Origin of the sequence: Pseudomonas entomophila (assembly GCF_029193575.1) — a bacterium.
In the GTDB taxonomy this organism is placed as follows: domain Bacteria; phylum Pseudomonadota; class Gammaproteobacteria; order Pseudomonadales; family Pseudomonadaceae; genus Aquipseudomonas; species Aquipseudomonas entomophila_G.
Map to the genome: position 1 here is coordinate 86,259 of NZ_JARGCS010000009.1, position 15,261 is coordinate 101,519.

The 15,261-nt window shown below is 66.9% G+C and carries 13 protein-coding genes; 2 read left to right on the forward strand and 11 right to left on the reverse strand.

Going from position 1 to position 15,261, the window contains the following annotated elements; genetic code table 11:
• Nucleotides 1-147: 147 nt before the first annotated feature.
• The 7 genes from P0Y43_RS03380 to P0Y43_RS03410 all read right to left on the reverse strand — a co-directional run bounded on the left by P0Y43_RS03380 (nucleotide 148) and on the right by P0Y43_RS03410 (nucleotide 8,455).
• The gene (locus tag P0Y43_RS03380; RefSeq protein ID WP_275635893.1) at nucleotides 148-327 is read right to left on the reverse strand and encodes a hypothetical protein; all 180 of its coding nucleotides are present in this window, start codon (nucleotides 325-327) and stop codon (nucleotides 148-150) included.
• A complete protein-coding gene (locus tag P0Y43_RS03385) occupies nucleotides 324-1,436 on the reverse strand; it encodes a PepSY-associated TM helix domain-containing protein (protein ID WP_275635894.1) in 1,113 nt (370 codons plus the stop codon). Before P0Y43_RS03385 ends, P0Y43_RS03380 begins: the two co-directional genes overlap by 4 nt.
• A gap of 132 nt (nucleotides 1,437-1,568) precedes the next feature.
• Entirely contained in the window at nucleotides 1,569-3,974 is a 2,406-nt protein-coding gene (locus P0Y43_RS03390) for a TonB-dependent siderophore receptor (RefSeq protein ID WP_275635895.1), read from the reverse strand.
• A 194-nt stretch (nucleotides 3,975-4,168) separates the two neighbouring features.
• A complete protein-coding gene (locus tag P0Y43_RS03395) occupies nucleotides 4,169-5,125 on the reverse strand; it encodes a FecR domain-containing protein (RefSeq protein WP_275635896.1) in 957 nt (318 codons plus the stop codon).
• Nucleotides 5,122-5,640 carry an RNA polymerase sigma factor gene (locus P0Y43_RS03400; RefSeq protein WP_275635897.1) on the reverse strand — a complete coding sequence of 173 codons (519 nt, stop codon included), beginning with the start codon at nucleotides 5,638-5,640 and terminating at the stop codon, nucleotides 5,122-5,124. Before P0Y43_RS03400 ends, P0Y43_RS03395 begins: the two co-directional genes overlap by 4 nt.
• A 170-nt stretch (nucleotides 5,641-5,810) precedes the next feature.
• The gene (locus P0Y43_RS03405) at nucleotides 5,811-6,521 is read right to left on the reverse strand and encodes a 3'-5' exonuclease (protein WP_275635898.1); all 711 of its coding nucleotides are present in this window, start codon (nucleotides 6,519-6,521) and stop codon (nucleotides 5,811-5,813) included.
• Nucleotides 6,518-8,455: a putative nucleotidyltransferase substrate binding domain-containing protein gene (locus P0Y43_RS03410; RefSeq protein WP_275635899.1), complete on the reverse strand. Its 1,938-nt coding sequence runs from the start codon at nucleotides 8,453-8,455 to the stop codon at nucleotides 6,518-6,520. Before P0Y43_RS03410 ends, P0Y43_RS03405 begins: the two co-directional genes overlap by 4 nt.
• A gap of 207 nt (nucleotides 8,456-8,662) precedes the next feature.
• Here P0Y43_RS03410 and P0Y43_RS03415 point away from each other — a divergent pair, with 207 nt between their 5' ends.
• Entirely contained in the window at nucleotides 8,663-9,112 is a 450-nt protein-coding gene (locus tag P0Y43_RS03415; RefSeq protein ID WP_275635900.1) for a response regulator, read from the forward strand.
• Between the two features lie 36 nt (nucleotides 9,113-9,148).
• Here the strand turns inward: P0Y43_RS03415 and P0Y43_RS03420 are convergent, their stop codons facing one another.
• Nucleotides 9,149-11,326, reverse strand: a complete 2,178-nt coding sequence (locus P0Y43_RS03420; RefSeq protein ID WP_275635901.1) for a malate synthase G — start codon at nucleotides 11,324-11,326, stop codon at nucleotides 9,149-9,151.
• A 456-nt stretch (nucleotides 11,327-11,782) separates the two neighbouring features.
• Between P0Y43_RS03420 and P0Y43_RS03425 the strand changes: the two genes are divergently transcribed.
• Nucleotides 11,783-12,301: a glycine cleavage system protein R gene (locus tag P0Y43_RS03425; protein WP_275635902.1), complete on the forward strand. Its 519-nt coding sequence runs from the start codon at nucleotides 11,783-11,785 to the stop codon at nucleotides 12,299-12,301.
• Nucleotides 12,302-12,349: 48 nt separating this feature from the next.
• On the opposite strand, the gene rarD is transcribed toward P0Y43_RS03425, so the two are convergent.
• The 3 genes from rarD to P0Y43_RS03440 all read right to left on the reverse strand — a co-directional run bounded on the left by rarD (nucleotide 12,350) and on the right by P0Y43_RS03440 (nucleotide 15,215).
• Nucleotides 12,350-13,237, reverse strand: a complete 888-nt coding sequence (rarD, locus tag P0Y43_RS03430) for an EamA family transporter RarD (RefSeq protein ID WP_275635903.1) — start codon at nucleotides 13,235-13,237, stop codon at nucleotides 12,350-12,352.
• Between the two features lie 60 nt (nucleotides 13,238-13,297).
• Nucleotides 13,298-14,275, reverse strand: a complete 978-nt coding sequence (locus P0Y43_RS03435) for a serine/threonine protein kinase (RefSeq protein WP_275635904.1) — start codon at nucleotides 14,273-14,275, stop codon at nucleotides 13,298-13,300.
• A 175-nt stretch (nucleotides 14,276-14,450) separates the two neighbouring features.
• On the reverse strand, nucleotides 14,451-15,215 hold the full coding sequence (locus tag P0Y43_RS03440; RefSeq protein WP_275635905.1) for a TOBE domain-containing protein: 765 nt from the start codon (nucleotides 15,213-15,215) through the stop codon (nucleotides 14,451-14,453).
• Nucleotides 15,216-15,261: the final 46 nt, after the last annotated feature.

Below are 15,261 nucleotides of genomic sequence, written 5' to 3' on the forward strand. Positions count from 1 at the left end.
TGCCGGGTGGATGGCACGGACTGTGTCCGTGATCGCGGGGGTACAAGCCCACACAGGTACCGCGCCGCGCTCAAGAACGACGGTGAGCCTGTGTGGGGGCTCGTCCCGTGATAGGGCCCGCAGGGACGCCAGCGTTACCTGATCCGATCACCTGCGTTGCAACAACCCACGCACACCCAACACGGCTGGGATGCCCAACCCCAGCCACGCCAACGCATCCCACCCGCCGTCCCCCAGCAGTGCGGCGAACAACCCCGCCGCACCCAGCACGCCGATCAGCGCCGGCCAGGCGAAGATCCGCCGGGTACTCTGCGACTTGTGGCTCATGCCCTCGCCTCCCTCGGCCGACGCTGCTTGCCCCACCACAGGTACAGGCCGCTGCCCAGCACCACGATGGTCAGCACGTCCAGCACCGCCCAGAGCACCTGCATCGGCCGCCCGCCGTAGTCACCGAAGTGCAACGGCTGCGACAACCCCATCGCATCCATGTACCACGGCCTGTCGCCCACCGCCGTCACCGCCAGCGTCTGCGCATCGATCAGCACCGGGGTGAACAGGTGCGAGGTCAGCGGCGTGCCGCCCTTCATGAACACCGCGTAGTGGTGCTCGCTGGAGAAGCGCGTGCCGGGAAAGGCGATGAAGTCCGGGCGCATGCCTGGCGCGGCCTGCTCGGCGATCTGCAGCAGGTTCGACGCCGACGCCCGCGTGGTGAGCGGCGGGGCGTCACGATAGGGCGCGACCATCGCCGCCAGGCTCTCGTTGCGCCAGGCGGCGATCACCAGGTCGGACAGCGCGCTGATCACCCCGGTGACGCCCACCACCAGCGCCCAGGTCAGGGTGACCACGCCGATCAGGTTGTGCAGGTCGAGCCAGCGCAGGCGCCGCGACTTGTCCTGGCGCACCGTGGCGAACTTCAGGCGGCGCATGAACGGTGCGTAGAGCACCGTGCCCGAGACGATCGCCACCACGAACAGCACACCCATGAACGCCAGCAGCAGCTTGCCGGGCAAGCCGGCGAACAGGTCCACGTGCAGGCGCAGCATGATCATCATGAAGCCGCCGTTGGCCGCAGGCATGGCCACTGCCTCGCCGGTGCGGGCGTCTAGCATGAAGGTGTGCGAGGCGTTGGGGTCGGTGCCCGCAGTGGCGGCCATGATGGCGATCACGCCGTTGCGGTCGTCTTCGTCGTAGCCGATGTACTGCATCACCTCACCGGGGCGGTGGGCCTCGGCCTTGAGCACCAGCTGTTGCAGGTCCAGCTGCGGCGTGCCCTCGGGCAGCTCGCGCAGGACCGGGGCATCGCCCAGCAGGTGTTCGATCTCGTGGTGGAAGATCAACGGCAGGCCGGTGAGGGCCAACAGCAGCAGGAACAGCGTGCAGACCAGGCTGCTCCAGGTGTGGATCACCGACCAGCGGCGGATGGTTTGGCTTTTCATCGCGGTTCTAGCCTGTGGGGCTCTGTTGTTTTTTTAGACGCAATCGTGGGGCAGGCCCGCGCCTACAGGACAGCGGTGTGCCTGTAAGAGCGGGCTTGCCCCGCGATGGGCCGCACAGCGGCCCCGGGTCACTCAGAACTTGTAATTGACGCTGGCCACCACGTTGCGCTCATCGCCGTAGTAGCACCAGAAGCCATCACAGTTCGACAGGTATTCCTTGTTGAACACGTTCTTCGCTTCCACCGCCACGGTCAGCCCTTTCATGCTGTTGTCCAGGCGGCCCAGGTCGTAGTGCACCGACGCATCGTAGACGGTGTACGAGCCCACGTGCCCCAGGTCGGTGTTGGCGGTGTTGCCGTAGGTGTCGCCCACGTAGCGCACGCCGCCGCCGATGCCGAAGCCGTCCAGCAGGCCCTGGTGCCAGGTGTAGTCGGCCCACAGGGTCGCCTGGTTGCGCGGGATCAGCGCCATGCGGTTGCCCTTGTCGTTACCCTTGAGGATCTCGGTATCGGTGTAGGAGTACGAGGCGATGGTCTTGAGGTTCTCGGTCACCTGGGTGGTGGCTTCCAGCTCCAGGCCACGCACCTGCAACTGGCCGACCTGGCGGGTGATGCTGCCTTCGGTGACGTTGACGTTCTTCTGGCGCAGGTCGTAGACGGCAGCGGTCAGCAGGGTCTGGCTGCCGACCGGCTGGAACTTCACGCCGACTTCGTACTGGCGGCCTTCGGTGGGCTTGAACGAGGTGGTGGAGCTGACGTTGGCGCCGATGGCCGGCTGGAACGACTCGGTGTAGGAGAAGTACGGGGTGATGCCGTTGTCGAACACGTAGCTCAGGCCGACGTTGCCGCTGAACGCCTTGTCGCGCTCGGTGCTGGTGGCGTCGTTGCTGTTGTGGAACACGGTGCCGGTGTGAATCCAGTCCTCACGCCCGCCGAGGGTCAGGCGCCAGTTGTCCAGGGCCATCTGGTCCTGCACGTAGAGGCCGGTCTGGCGGGTCTTCTGACCGAAGTCCTGCAAGGCGAAGTAGGTCACCTGCGACATGTCGGCGCCATACACCGGGCGCACCACGTTGATCGGCGGCACACCCATGCCGTACAGCCACTGGTAGTTGGTGTTGGAGCGCTGGTGGTCCAGGCCCAGCAGCAGGGTGTGGTCAATGGCCCCGGTCTGGAAGTTGGCCTGGAAGTTGTTGTCCACGGCGAACTGGCTGATGTCTTCGTTGACGATGCCCGACTCGCGGTTGACGTTGCCGTTGGCGTCGACACTGTTGAAGGTGTTCACGTTGACCGCCTGGAACGACAGGTCGCTCTTGGTGTAGCGCAGGTTCTGGCGGAACTGCCAGGTGTCGTTGAAGCGGTGCTCGAACGCGTAGCCCAAGGCGTAGTAGGTGCGGTCGTAGAAGTCCCAGTCCGGCTCGCCGAGGTTCTTGTGGTGGGAGATCTTGCCCACTGGCGAGGACAGCTTGGTGCCCTGCAGCGGCAGGAACTGCCCGGTGATGCCGGTATCGTCGCGGGTGTACTGCGACAGGAAGGTCAGCTTGGTGTCGTCGTTGATATTCCAGGTCAGGCTCGGGGCGATGTTGTAGCGCTTGTCCGGAATGTGGTCGACCGGGGCATTGCTGTCACGCACGGTGCCGCTGACGCGGTAGAGGAACTGGCCCTCGTCGTCGATTTTGCCGGTGCTGTCGAAGTTGATCTGCTTGTGCTCGTTGCTGCCGACCTGGGCTTCGACCTGGTGCGCGCTTTCGGCCTGCGGGCGGCGGCTGACCATGTCGAGCATGCCGCCGGGCGGGGTCTGGCCGTACACCGACGAGGCCGGGCCGCGCAGCACGGTGATGCGCTCGAGGTTCCACGGTTCGATCTTCGGGTTGGCGAACGAGCCCTTGGGCAGTGGCAGGCCGTCGAGGAACTGGGTCGGGTCGAAGCCACGCACGCGCAGCCAGTCGGCGCGCGAGTCGGAACCGTAGCCGCTGCTCTGCACGCCAGCGGTGTAGCGCAGGGCGTCGTTGAGGTTGAGCACCTGGCGGTCGTCGAGCTGCTGGCGGGTGATCACCGACAGCGAGCGCGGGGTTTCGACGACCGGGGTGTCGGTCTTGGTGCCAGCGGCGGTGCGGGTGGCCACATAGCCGCTGGACGCGCCCCAGGCGCTTTCGTATTCGCTGTTGGCGTTGATCGCGGTTTCCGGCAGGGCCACGCTGCCTTCCGGGGCGGCGACCAGGCTGTAGCTGCCGGCGCTGCTCTGTTGCAGTTGCAGGCCGGTGCCGCGCAAGGCGGCATGCAGCGCGCCGAGGGCGTCGTACTGGCCGCTGACCGGGGCCGAGGTGCGGCCGCTGACCAGCGCAGGGTCCAGGGCCAGGGCGATGCCGCCCTGGCTGGCGATCTGGTTCAGCGTGGTGGACAACGCGGCGGCGGGCAGGTTGTAGGCGCGTACGCTGGACTGCTCGGCGGCGAACAGGGTGGCGCTCAGCAGCGGGGTGGCAAGGCCGATGGCCAGGGCCATGAGGCTGGGGCGCAGGATCGAATCAACAGCACGGGACATGCAGCGGCTCCTCGACGGATAAGTGCTAACTGCTTCCTTGCCGGGTGAGATTTGGAAAGTGACAGGGGCTGTGGGAAAAATTTTTGCCTGGGGATTTCCCTGGGTGGTTTCGGGCCCTCTCGCGGGGCAGGCCCGCTCGCACAAATACCCGGACGCGCCTGGGGGCGGTGGGGTATTTGTGGGCCGCTAGTGATTCACCGAGGCCCGACCGTCACCCACCACGGCGTATGCCGCTCGACCTTCACGGGCAATGCCGGCAGCAGCGAGGCGAGTGCCAGGTCGATGTCGGTCAGCGGGAAGCTGCCGGTCACCCGCAGGTTGGCCACCTCGTCGGCCACGCCCAGGTGACCGTGGCGGTAGCGCCCCAGCTCGGCCACCAGATCGGCCAGGCGCACGTTGTCCACCACCAGCATGCCGCGGGTCCAGGCGTCGGCGCCGGTGCTCACCGGGTTGACCTGGCCCAGGCCGTTGGCGCTCATCAGCACCTGCTGGCCTTCACGCAGCACTTCTTCATTGCCACTGTTGCGCGGCTTGGCCGCGACCTGCGCCTGCAACACCTCCAGGCGCGTGCCGGCGGCCTCGCGCTTGACCAGGAAGCGCGTGCCCAGCGGGCGCAGGCGGCCTTCGTCGGTGCGCACCCACAGCGGGCGCGGGTCTTCGTGGCCGGTTTCCACCGATATTTCGCCCTGGTGCAACACCAGCACGCGCTGCTCGCCTTCGTAGTCGATGTCCAGCGCGGTGTGGGTGTTGAGGCTCAGCAGGGTGCCGTCCTCCAGGCGCAGGGTGCGCATCTCGCCTGTGCCGGTGCGCTGGTCGGCCAGCCAGTAGTCCGGCGACAGCGACGGCGCGCCGACCCACGCCAGCAAGCCACCGAGCAACAGCATGCCGAGCAGCCCGCCGCCGGCCTTGCCGACCCTTCGGCGCAGGCCCGCGCGCGACTGCAACAGGGCATGGCGCGCAGGGCCGGCGGCGGCGCCGACGCGCTGGTCGAGCATCCCCAGCTGGAACCAGGCGCGCGCGTGTTCTTCATGGGCGGCGTGCCAGCGCTTGAATTCGTCGCGTTCGTCGGCGCTGCCATCGCCGCCTTCCAGGCACAGCTTCCAGGCGATCGCCGCTTCCAGCACCTTGGCCGAGACTGGCCCGGTGCTCACGTCGGCTCCCCGTACAGGGCCACGTAGCATTGGCGCATGCCTTGGGCGATGTACTGGCGCACCCGCGACACCGACACACCCAGGCGCTCGGCGATCTCGGCATGGGCCAGGCCATCCAGGCGGTTGTAGAGGAATGCGGCGCGGGCCTTGCTCGACAGTTTGCCAAGCAGGCGGTCGATGGCCTTGAGGTCTTCGAGGATCAGGTGCTGGGCTTCGGGGGAGGGCTGCTCGGCTTCAGGCACCAGCGCCAGCTCGGCGAGGTAGGCCTGTTCCAGCGCGGCGCGGCGGAAGTGGTCGAACATCAGGCCCTTGGCCACGGCGACGAGGAAGGCACGGGGTTCGCGGGGGGCATCCAGCTGCTCGCGGCCGAGCAAGCGCACGAAGGTGTCCTGGCTCAGGTCTTCGGCGCGTTGGCGGCACGCGGTGCTGCGCTGCAGCCAGGCCAGCAGCCAGCCGCGGTGGTCGCGGTACAGGTTGCCGACCAGTTCGGCATGTGGGCTGTGCGCAGACGACAAGAAGGCGTCCCCCAGGAAAAGAAATGCGTTAACTAACGATAATTATTCGCGATTGTGGCAGAGGCGAGGCGAAGGGCGCAATGAGCGCTCATCGGAATGCTGTCTATTTGATGGCTGGGGCCGCGCTGCGGCCCATTCGCGATGCAAGAGGGGCAAAGCCCCGGGGTACCTCAGAGGCCGTGGCTCTGTACGTTGCGCCGCCGCCATTGGCGCAGCCGTTGCTCCAGCTGCAACGGGCTATCCAACTGCTGGCGGCGTGCCTGGCTGAACAGGATCAACGCCAGTTCCGCAGTGACCTGGGCATCGGCGCTGGCGTGGTGGCGGGCCTGGGTGTCGAGGCCGAAGCGGGCGATCCAGTCGTCCAGGCCGGCCTCGCGCAGCACGGTGTCGGGGTTGAGCATCGGCGCCAGTTCCGCCACGTCGAGGAACGGGTGCTGCAGGCGGTGGCCGAGGCTGTCTTTGAGGGCGCGGGTGAGCATGCCTTGGTCGAACGGGGCATGGAACGCCAGCACCGGGCTGTCGCCGATGAACTCCAGCAACGCGACCAACGCCTCGGCCGGGTCGCAGCCGGCGGCCAGGGCGCTGGGCCCAAGGCCGTGGATCAGCACGCTGGAATTGGTCTTGTGCCCGGGGCGGTGCAGGGTGCGCTCGAACTGCCGGCCCATGGCGATGGCGCCGTCCTCGATGGCCACCGCGCCGATCGACAGCACCTGGTCACGGGCCAGGTTCAGCCCGCTGGTCTCAAGGTCGAGCACTACCCAGCGCTGCGCGCGCAGCGGTTGCACGCCGAACGGCGCCGGGCGTGGCAGGCGCGCCAGGCGTTGGCGCAGGTCGTCGTCGAGGGCCGGGGCGGCCGCGCGCAGCCAGGCGAACAACTTCATAGCTGGTACCGCTGCGCCAGGCTGCTTTGCAGGCGCTGGGCCTGACGCAGCGATTCGCGCAGGATGCGCCGGTCGAGGTGGTTGAGGCTGTCGGGGTCGAGGCGGTTGGAGTACGGCAGGTTGTCGCGGCTCTGGCGCTGGTGCTGCTGCATGCGGGTTTGCTGGATGAAGTGGTACGCCTCTTCGAAGGCGGCGCCGTCGAGCGGGTCGATGATGCCCTTGGCCACCAGCTGGCGCAGGCGCTCCAGGGTGTTGTTGGCGCCGATGCCATGGGCCAGGGCCAGCAGCCGGGCGCCATCGACGAACGGTGTCAGGCCCTGCACCTTGAGGTCGAGGGTGGCGGCCTTGTCGTTGCCCTGGCGGGTCAGCACGAACTCGCGCAGGCGCCCCACCGGTGGGCGTTGGCGCAGGGCATTGTCGGCCAGCATGCGCTGGAAGATACGGTTGTCGGCGACCTGGGCGAGGATCCCCTGGCGCAATTGCTCGCAGGCCACCTCGTCGCCCCAGACCACGCGCAGGTCGAAATAGATGCTCGAACCCAGCAGGTTCTCGGGGCTGGCCTCGCGGATGAACCCGGCGAAGCGCCGCGCCCACTCGGCGCGCGACAGGCACAGTTCTGGGTTGCCGGCCATCACGTTGCCCTTGCACAGGCTGAAGCCGCACTGGGCGAGGTTGTGGTTGATGTGCTGGGCCAGCGGCAGCAGGCGCGCGCGAATGGCATCGGCTTCGGCGCCGTCGCGGGCATCGAACAGGATGCCGTTGTCCTGGTCGGTGTGCAGGGTTTGCTCGCGGCGGCCCTCGCTGCCGAAGCACAGCCAGCTGAATGACACGCCCGGGTCGCCGCGCTCGGCGATGGCCAGCTCGATCACCCGGCACACGGTGTGGTCGTTGAGCAGGGTGATGATCTGGGTGATCTGCGTCGACGACGCGCCATGGGCCAGCATGCGCTCGACCAGTTGGCCGATCTCGCCGCGCAGCGCCACCAGCACCTCCAGGCGCGGCGCATGGCGGATGGTGCGCGCCAGGTGCACCAGGTCGACGCGCTGCAACGAGAACAGGTCGCGCTCGGAAACCACGCCGCACAGGCGGCGCTGGTCGACCAGGCAAACGTGCGCGATATGCCGCTCGGTCATCGCCATGGCGGCGTCGAAGGCGCTGGCCTGGGGGCTGAGGTAGAACGGCGCGGCGGTCATGTGCCGGTCGATCGGCGCGCTGAGTTCGGCGCTGGCGTCGGCCACCACCTGGCGCAGGTCGCGCAAGGTGAAAATGCCGATGGGGAAGCGCTGTCCATCGACGATGACGATGCTGCCCACCTGCTGCTCATGCATCAGCCGCACCGCGTCGCGCAGCGGCGTGTCGGGTGCGCAGACCACAGGGTGGCGCATGGCCAGTTCGCCCAGTGGGGTATTCAGCGAATACTGGGTGCCGAGGGTTTCCACGGCGCGCTGGCGCACCTGCTGGTTGACCTGGTCGAGCAGGCTGCTGACCCCGCGCAGGGCGAAGTCGCGGAACACCGCCGACAGCGAGAACACGCGAATGAACGCGGCCTTGTTCAGTTGCAGGCAGAAGGTGTCTTCGCCGGCCAGGTGCTCGGTGCGCGTGGCCCGCTCGCCGAGCAGCGCGGCCAGCGGGAAACACTCGCCGCTGGCGATCTCGAAGGTGGTTTCCGTGCCAGGGCCGGTGACGTGCTGGCGCTCGCCGACAACGCGCCCCTGCTTGACGATGAAGAAGTGTTCGACCGGCCCGTCGGAGGGCTTGATGATGCTCTCGCCACTGGCGTAGAAACGCAGTTGGCACTGCTCCACCAGGTAGGCCAGGTGGCTGTGCTCCATCTGGTTGAACGGCGGGAAGCGCTGGAGGAACTGCAGGGTGCCCTGGATGTTCTGCAGCACCGCCGTCCTGCCGGCCTGGATGTAGGCGTCCTTTTTGCTCATGGAACTGACCGCGTCTATGTGTCTGGGTATTTATACACAGACCTTGTTGTTCTAGGCCCCCATGGTCGACCGAGCGCTCTGTGGTGCCCATTGGACGTAAGTCTATAAACGGAATGCGCGGCCTGGTTGCGTCAAATAGCCGACGAAAGGCAGTTTGCGTGGCGTGTTTTGCGGTCTGAACTTCAATAACGGGATTTTTTTGACGAGATGGCCATGACCGAGCATGACGACCTGCTGAGTGACGCCGAGCGTGAGGCGTTGGCCGTGCTCGCCGCGCCCCCGTCCCAGGCGCCAGTGGCCCTGGTGGTTGACGACAATAGGCTCAACCGCGAGGCGCTGTGCCTGTATTTGAAGACCAAGGGGGTCGAGTGCCTTGCCGCAGACGGTGCCCAGGCGGCGCTGGATTGTCTCAAGCGCGAATCGCGCATTGGCGTGATGATCACTGACCTGCGCATGGAGCCGAAGGATGGATTGGAACTGATCCGGCAGATCCGCGAGTCTGAGCGGGCGGCGCTGTCGATCATCGTGGTGTCGGGCGACACCGATGTGAAGGAGGCGGTGGACGTGATGCACCTGGGGGTGGTGGATTTCCTGCTCAAGCCGGTGGACCTGGGGCGGTTGCTGGAGCTGGTCAGAAAGGAGTTGGGGATCGGCTGACGCCATCGCGGGGCATGCCCCGCGATGGCTTGCGATCTACAGCCCGTTACGTGCCTTGAACTCGCGACGACGACGGTGCAGCACCGGCTCGGTGTAACCGTTCGGCTGCTTGGCACCCTCGACCACCAGCTCCACCGCCGCCTGGAACGCGACATTGCTGTCGAAGTCCGGCGCCATCGGGCGGTACTGGGCGTCGCCGGCGTTCTGCTTGTCGACCACCGCCGCCATGCGCTTGAGGCTTTCCAGCACCTGCGCCTGGGTGACGATGCCGTGGCGCAGCCAGTTGGCCAGCAACTGGGCGGAGATACGCAGGGTGGCGCGGTCTTCCATCAGGCCGACGTTGTTGATGTCCGGCACCTTCGAGCAGCCCACGCCCTGGTCGATCCAACGCACCACATAGCCGAGGATGCCCTGGGCGTTGTTGTCCAGCTCGTTGCGGATCTCGTCTTGCGACCAGTTGGTGTCGGCCGCCAACGGGATGGTCAGGATATCGTCCACCGACGCCGGGGTGCGCGAGGCCAGCTCACGCTGGCGCGCCTGCACGTCGACCTTGTGGTAGTGCAGGGCATGCAGCACTGCCGCGGTCGGCGAGGGCACCCAGGCGGTGTTGGCACCGGCCAGTGGGTGGGCGATCTTCTGCTCGAGCATCGCCGCCATCAGGTCAGGCATGGCCCACATGCCCTTGCCGATCTGCGCGCGGCCTTGCAGGCCGGTGGCCAGGCCGATGTCGACGTTGTTGTTCTCGTAGGCGCCTATCCACTTCTCGTTCTTCATGGCGCCCTTGCGCACCACGGCGCCCGCTTCCATGGAGGTGTGGATCTCGTCGCCGGTGCGGTCGAGGAAACCGGTGTTGATGAACACCACGCGCTCGGCCGCCGCCTTGATGCAGGCCTTGAGGTTGACCGTGGTGCGGCGCTCCTCGTCCATGATGCCGACCTTCAGGGTGTTGCGCGGTACGCCCAGCAGGTCTTCGACGCGGCTGAAGATCTCGGCGGCGAACGCCACTTCCTCGGGGCCGTGCATCTTCGGCTTGACGATGTACACGCTGCCGGTGCGGCTGTTCTTGCGGCTGGCGTTGCCCTTGAGGTTGTGCAGGGCGATCAGGCCGGTGAACAGGGCGTCCTGGATGCCTTCGGGGATCTCGTTGCCTTGGCCGTCGAGGATCGCCGGGTTGGTCATCAGGTGGCCGACGTTGCGCACGAACAGCAGCGAGCGGCCATGCAGGGTGACGCTGCCGCCGTTCGGCGCGGCGTACTCGCGGTCCGGGTTCATGGTGCGGGTGAAGGTCTTGCCGCCCTTGCTCACGCTCTCGGCCAGGTCGCCTTTCATCAGGCCCAGCCAATTGCGGTAGACGATGACCTTGTCGTCGGCGTCGACGGCGGCGACCGAGTCTTCGCAGTCCATGATGGTGGTCAGCGCCGACTCCATCAGGATGTCTTTCACGCCGGCGGCGTCGGTGCTGCCGACCGGGGTGCTGGCGTCGACCTGGACCTCGAAGTGCAGGCCGTTGTGCTTGAGTAGGATGGCGGTAGGGGCCGCGGCGTCACCCTGGAAGCCGATCAGTTGGGCGTCGTCGCGCAGGCCGCTGTTGCTGCCGCCCTTGAGGGCGACGACCAGCTTGCCGGCGTCGATGCGATAGGCGGTGGAGTCGACGTGGGAGCCGGCGGCCAGTGGCGCGGCTTGGTCGAGGAAGGCGCGGGCGAAGGCGATGACCTTGTCGCCCCGCACCTTGTTGTAGCCCTGGCCTTTCTCGGCGCCGCCTTCCTCGCTGATGGCATCGGTGCCGTACAGCGCGTCGTACAGCGAGCCCCAGCGGGCGTTGGCGGCGTTCAGGGCGAAGCGCGCGTTCATCACCGGCACCACCAGCTGCGGGCCGGCCATGCGGGCGATTTCTTCGTCGACGTTCTCGGTGGTGGCCTGGAAATCGTCGGCTTGTGGCAGCAGGTAGCCGATTTCCTCGAGGAAGGCTTTGTAGGCCGCGGCGTCGTGTGCCTGGCCCTGGCGTGCCTGGTGCCAGGCATCGATCTTGGCTTGCAGCTCGTCACGCTTGGCGAGCAGCGCTTTATTCTTTGGAGCGAGGTCGTTGATGATCTTCTCTGCGCCGGCCCAGAACTGCGCGGCGACGATGCCGGTGCCTGGGATGGCTTCGTCGTTGACGAAGTCGTGCAGGACCTTGGCGACCTGAAGGCCACCGACGTGAACGTGTTCAGTCATTGCTTGCCTCACTCTGCTCAGCTGTTTCGCTCTTTCAGTAATAAGCCTGTAGCGCTTCTCTAAACACGCCTACCAGTACATGCCCCCATCTGCGACGGGGGCGGCTGGGTGCGGCCTGCCAGACGCGCTGGCGGGCGGTTTGCGTGTTTTCACAGGCGCCTTGGCAGACAGTCGAACGACGTTTTGTAGTCTGCGCTGGCGCATACTACATGATGCAGCAGGCGGGTGGGCATCAGACTAAAAGCGTCGCTCCGCGACCAGAGGGTCGCTTGGGGTCACACTGGAAGAACGCATGTTCGCAAAAAATAGGTGGATTGTTCCAGATAAATCTTGAAACAGTACACGATTTACTGCGCACCCCGCCCTGCGGCAGGTTGCCGCGCCTTGCCTATACTGACTCGATGCCGTTGTTCCACGCCGTTTGCAGCGGCCCCGAGCGCCCATGAGGAGTGACCTGTGGATCATCTTGTACTGACCGTGATCGCCCCTGACAAGGCCGGGCAGGTCGAACGTATCGCCGAGTGTATCGCCGAGCATAGTGGTAATTGGCTGGAGAGCCGCATGTCGCGCATGGCCGGGCAGTTCGCCGGGATCCTGCGGGTGGCGGTGCCGGCGGAGAATTACGACGAGCTGGTCGTATCGTTGCAGAAGCTGGGTGACCACGGCATTCGCGTGCTGATCGCCGAAAGCGGTATCGAGCCGTCGTGCACCTGGAAGCCGATCGCCATGGAACTGGTAGGCAACGACCGCCCGGGGATCGTGCGTGACATCACCCGGTTGCTGGCCGAGCAGGGGGTCAACCTTGAGCGCTTCACCACCGAGGTGGTGCCAGCGCCGATGAGCAGCGAGCCGCTGTTCCGCGCCGAGGCGTTGCTGGCGCTGCCGTTGACCCTGTCGCTGGATGACCTGCAGCAGCGGCTGGAGAGCCTGGCCGATGATCTGATGGTTGAGTTGCGGTTGCGCCCGGAAGAATGAATGCGGCCCCAGCGCGGGGCGGGCTTGCCCCGCGATAGGGCCCGCGAATCAGGCCCGCTTACGCAAACTCATCCACGCATCGACGCTATAGATCGCCAACCCCGCCCAGATGAACATGAACGCCACCAGCGTATTCGGCGACAGGTGCTCATCGAACAGCAACACCGCCTGCAACAGCACCAGGGTCGGCGCCAGGTATTGCAGGAAGCCCAGCGTGGTGTACGGCAGGTGCCGCGCCGCCGCGTTGAAGCAGACCAATGGCACCAGGGTCACCGGCCCCGCGGCCATTAGCCACAACGCCTCGCTGCTGGTGAAGAACTCGGGTTGCACGCTGTCCGCCGCTGGGTGCAGCAGCAGCCAGCCGCAGGCCAGCGGCACCAGCATCCAGGTCTCCACCACCAGCCCGGGCAGCGCGGCCACCGGCGCCTGCTTGCGGATCAGGCCGTAGAAGCCGAACGACAACGCCAGCGCCAACGACACCCACGGCAGGCTGCCGACCTGCCACACCTGCTGCGCCACGCCCAGCGCCGCCAGCCCTACCGCCAGCCATTGCAGGCGGCGCAGGCGCTCGCCGAGCAGCAGCATGCCCAGCAGCACGTTGACCAGCGGGTTGATGTAGTAGCCCAGGCTCGCCTCGAGCATGCGCCCGTTGTTTACCGCCCATACGTAGGTCAGCCAGTTGAAGGCGATCAGCGTGCCGCTCAGGGCCAGGATTGCCAGGCGCCGTGGGTTGTCGCGCAGCTCGCGCCACCAGCCTGGGTGTTTCCACACCAACAGGAGCAGCGAGCCGAACAGTGCCGACCAGAGCACCCGGTGGACGATGATTTCCACCGCCGGCACGCTCTGGATGGCTTTGAAGTACAGGGGGAACAGGCCCCAGATGATGTAGGCGGACAAGCCCAGGATGTACCCGCGTTGCGGGTTTGCGGCGTGCATGCAGATTCCTTGCTTAGGTAGCTAATTATGCGGCGCCTATTGTAGGCAAAGTACGCCGCGCTACTGGAACAATTTCAGTGGCGGCTCTTCCAGCGCGGCGGTCTGCTCGCGCAGGGCGAGGATCTGGTCGCCCCAGTAGCGCGGCTGGCCGAACCACGGGAAGCTCGGCGGGAACGCCGGGTCGTCCCAGCGCCGTGCCAGCCAGGCGCTGTAGTGGAGTTGGCGCAGGGCGCGCAGTGGTTCGATCAGCGCCAGTTCGCGCGGGTCGAAGTCGTGGAATTCGTTGTAGCCGTCGATCAGTTCGGCGAGCTGGCTCAGGCGCTCCTCGCGGCTGCCGGCGAGCATCATCCACAGGTCTTGAACGGCGGGGCCCATGCGGCAGTCGTCGAGGTCGACCACGTGGAAGGCGTCGTCGCGGTGCATCAGGTTGCCGGGGTGGCAGTCGCCGTGCAGACGGATCGCGGTGTACGGGGTGCGCGCGCAGGCGGCCTCGACGCGCTTGAGCAGGTCGCGGGCCACCGATTCGAAGGCGGGCAGCAGGTCCTTGGGGATGAAGCCGCCGGCCAGCAGGGTGTCCAGCGAGGCATGGCCGAAGTTGTCCACGGCCAGCGTCTCGCGGTGCTCGAACGGGCGGCTGGCGCCGATCGCATGCAGGCGGCCGAGCAGTTGGCCGAGGCGGTAGAGCTGGTCGAGGTCGCCGGGTTCGGGCGCGTGGCCGCCACGGCGCGGGAACAGGGCGAAGCGAAAGCCCTGGTGTTCGAACAGGCTGCGGCCTTCGTGGTGCAGGGGGGCGACCACGGGCACTTCGTGCTCGGCCAGTTCGGCGCTGAAGCGGTGTTCCTCGTGGATGGCCGCGTCGCTCCAGCGACCGGGGCGGTAGAACTTGGCGATCAGCGGTTGCGCGTCTTCGATGCCCACCTGGTAGACGCGGTTCTCGTAGCTGTTGAGCGCCAGTACCCGGGCGTCGCTGAGGAAACCGAGGCTTTCCACGGCGTCCAGGACCAGGTCGGGGGTGAGGCTGTCGAAGGGGTGTGACATGGAGGCTCCGGGCGGTGGGCGGCGTGGCGCCATGGTAGCGCATTAGGCCCTGGGGGATTGGGCGTTCGTGCCGGCCCTCTCGCGGGGCGAGCCCGCTCCAGGCACACCACAGCCCTCGTGAACGGCGGAATGCCTGCGGGCTTGCCGCGATCCGTGCGCGCCGCGCGCGGCCAACCTACACCGGCACCCCCAGCAGCACGAACGACGGATGGAACTGCACCTTCAAGTCACTGCCCGCCGCCACCTGCCGCTGCGCCAGCCAATCCTTTTCGGCAAACGCGCACAACGTCTGCCCATTGCCCAGCGCCAGCCTCACTTCGCTGGCCCCGTCCTCGTCGTCCAGCACGTCCTCGACCACCGCGCGCAACGCATTGCTACCCGGTTTCACCGCCTCGTCCAGCCCCAGCAACGTCACCCAGCCGGCCTTGAGCAACGCCACCACCGTGCTGCCCAGGGTCAGTTCCAGTCGCTCTGTGCTATCGCGGGTAATCAGCGCATCCAGTTCCAGCCCGCCCCCCAGCGCCAGGCTCACCCGGTCGTAACGCCCTTCGCGGCGTAAGCCGCTGACCTGCCCCTGCAACTGGTTGCGCGCGCTGGTGCGCAGCATCAGCCGGCCGAGCAAATCCAGGTCGCTGCTTTCTTCGGCGGCCTCGAGGAACTCCGCCTGCAACGCCTGCAAACGCTGGTACAGGCGCAACACCCGCTCGCCCTCGGCCGACAGCTTGGCGCCACCGCCGCCCCGCCCGCCGGTGCTGCGCTCCACCAGCGGTTTGGCCGCGAGGTTGTTCAACTCGTCGATGGCGTCCCAGGCGCCTTTGTAACTGATGCCGGCGGCCTTGGCCGCGTGGGTGATCGAGCCCTGTTCGGCGATGTGCTGCAGCAGCGCGATGCGCTGCGGTCGGCGGGCAATGTGCTGGGTCAGCAAGGTGGGCAGGGACATGGTCGGGTTACCGGCGGTGGGAATGCGCCGAACTTGCCTCCCGCCC

Coding starts and splice junctions, on each gene's coding strand:
- P0Y43_RS03380 (WP_275635893.1), bottom strand. CDS start 327: ATGAGCCACAAGTCGCAGAGTACCCGGCGGATCTTCGCCTGGCCGGCG.
- P0Y43_RS03385 (WP_275635894.1), bottom strand. CDS start 1,436: ATGAAAAGCCAAACCATCCGCCGCTGGTCGGTGATCCACACCTGGAGC.
- P0Y43_RS03390 (WP_275635895.1), bottom strand. CDS start 3,974: ATGTCCCGTGCTGTTGATTCGATCCTGCGCCCCAGCCTCATGGCCCTG.
- P0Y43_RS03405 (WP_275635898.1), bottom strand. CDS start 6,521: ATGAAGTTGTTCGCCTGGCTGCGCGCGGCCGCCCCGGCCCTCGACGAC.
- P0Y43_RS03410 (WP_275635899.1), bottom strand. CDS start 8,455: ATGAGCAAAAAGGACGCCTACATCCAGGCCGGCAGGACGGCGGTGCTG.
- P0Y43_RS03415 (WP_275635900.1), top strand. CDS start 8,663: ATGGCCATGACCGAGCATGACGACCTGCTGAGTGACGCCGAGCGTGAG.
- P0Y43_RS03420 (WP_275635901.1), bottom strand. CDS start 11,326: ATGACTGAACACGTTCACGTCGGTGGCCTTCAGGTCGCCAAGGTCCTG.
- rarD (WP_275635903.1), bottom strand. CDS start 13,237: ATGCACGCCGCAAACCCGCAACGCGGGTACATCCTGGGCTTGTCCGCC.
- P0Y43_RS03435 (WP_275635904.1), bottom strand. CDS start 14,275: ATGTCACACCCCTTCGACAGCCTCACCCCCGACCTGGTCCTGGACGCC.
- P0Y43_RS03440 (WP_275635905.1), bottom strand. CDS start 15,215: ATGTCCCTGCCCACCTTGCTGACCCAGCACATTGCCCGCCGACCGCAG.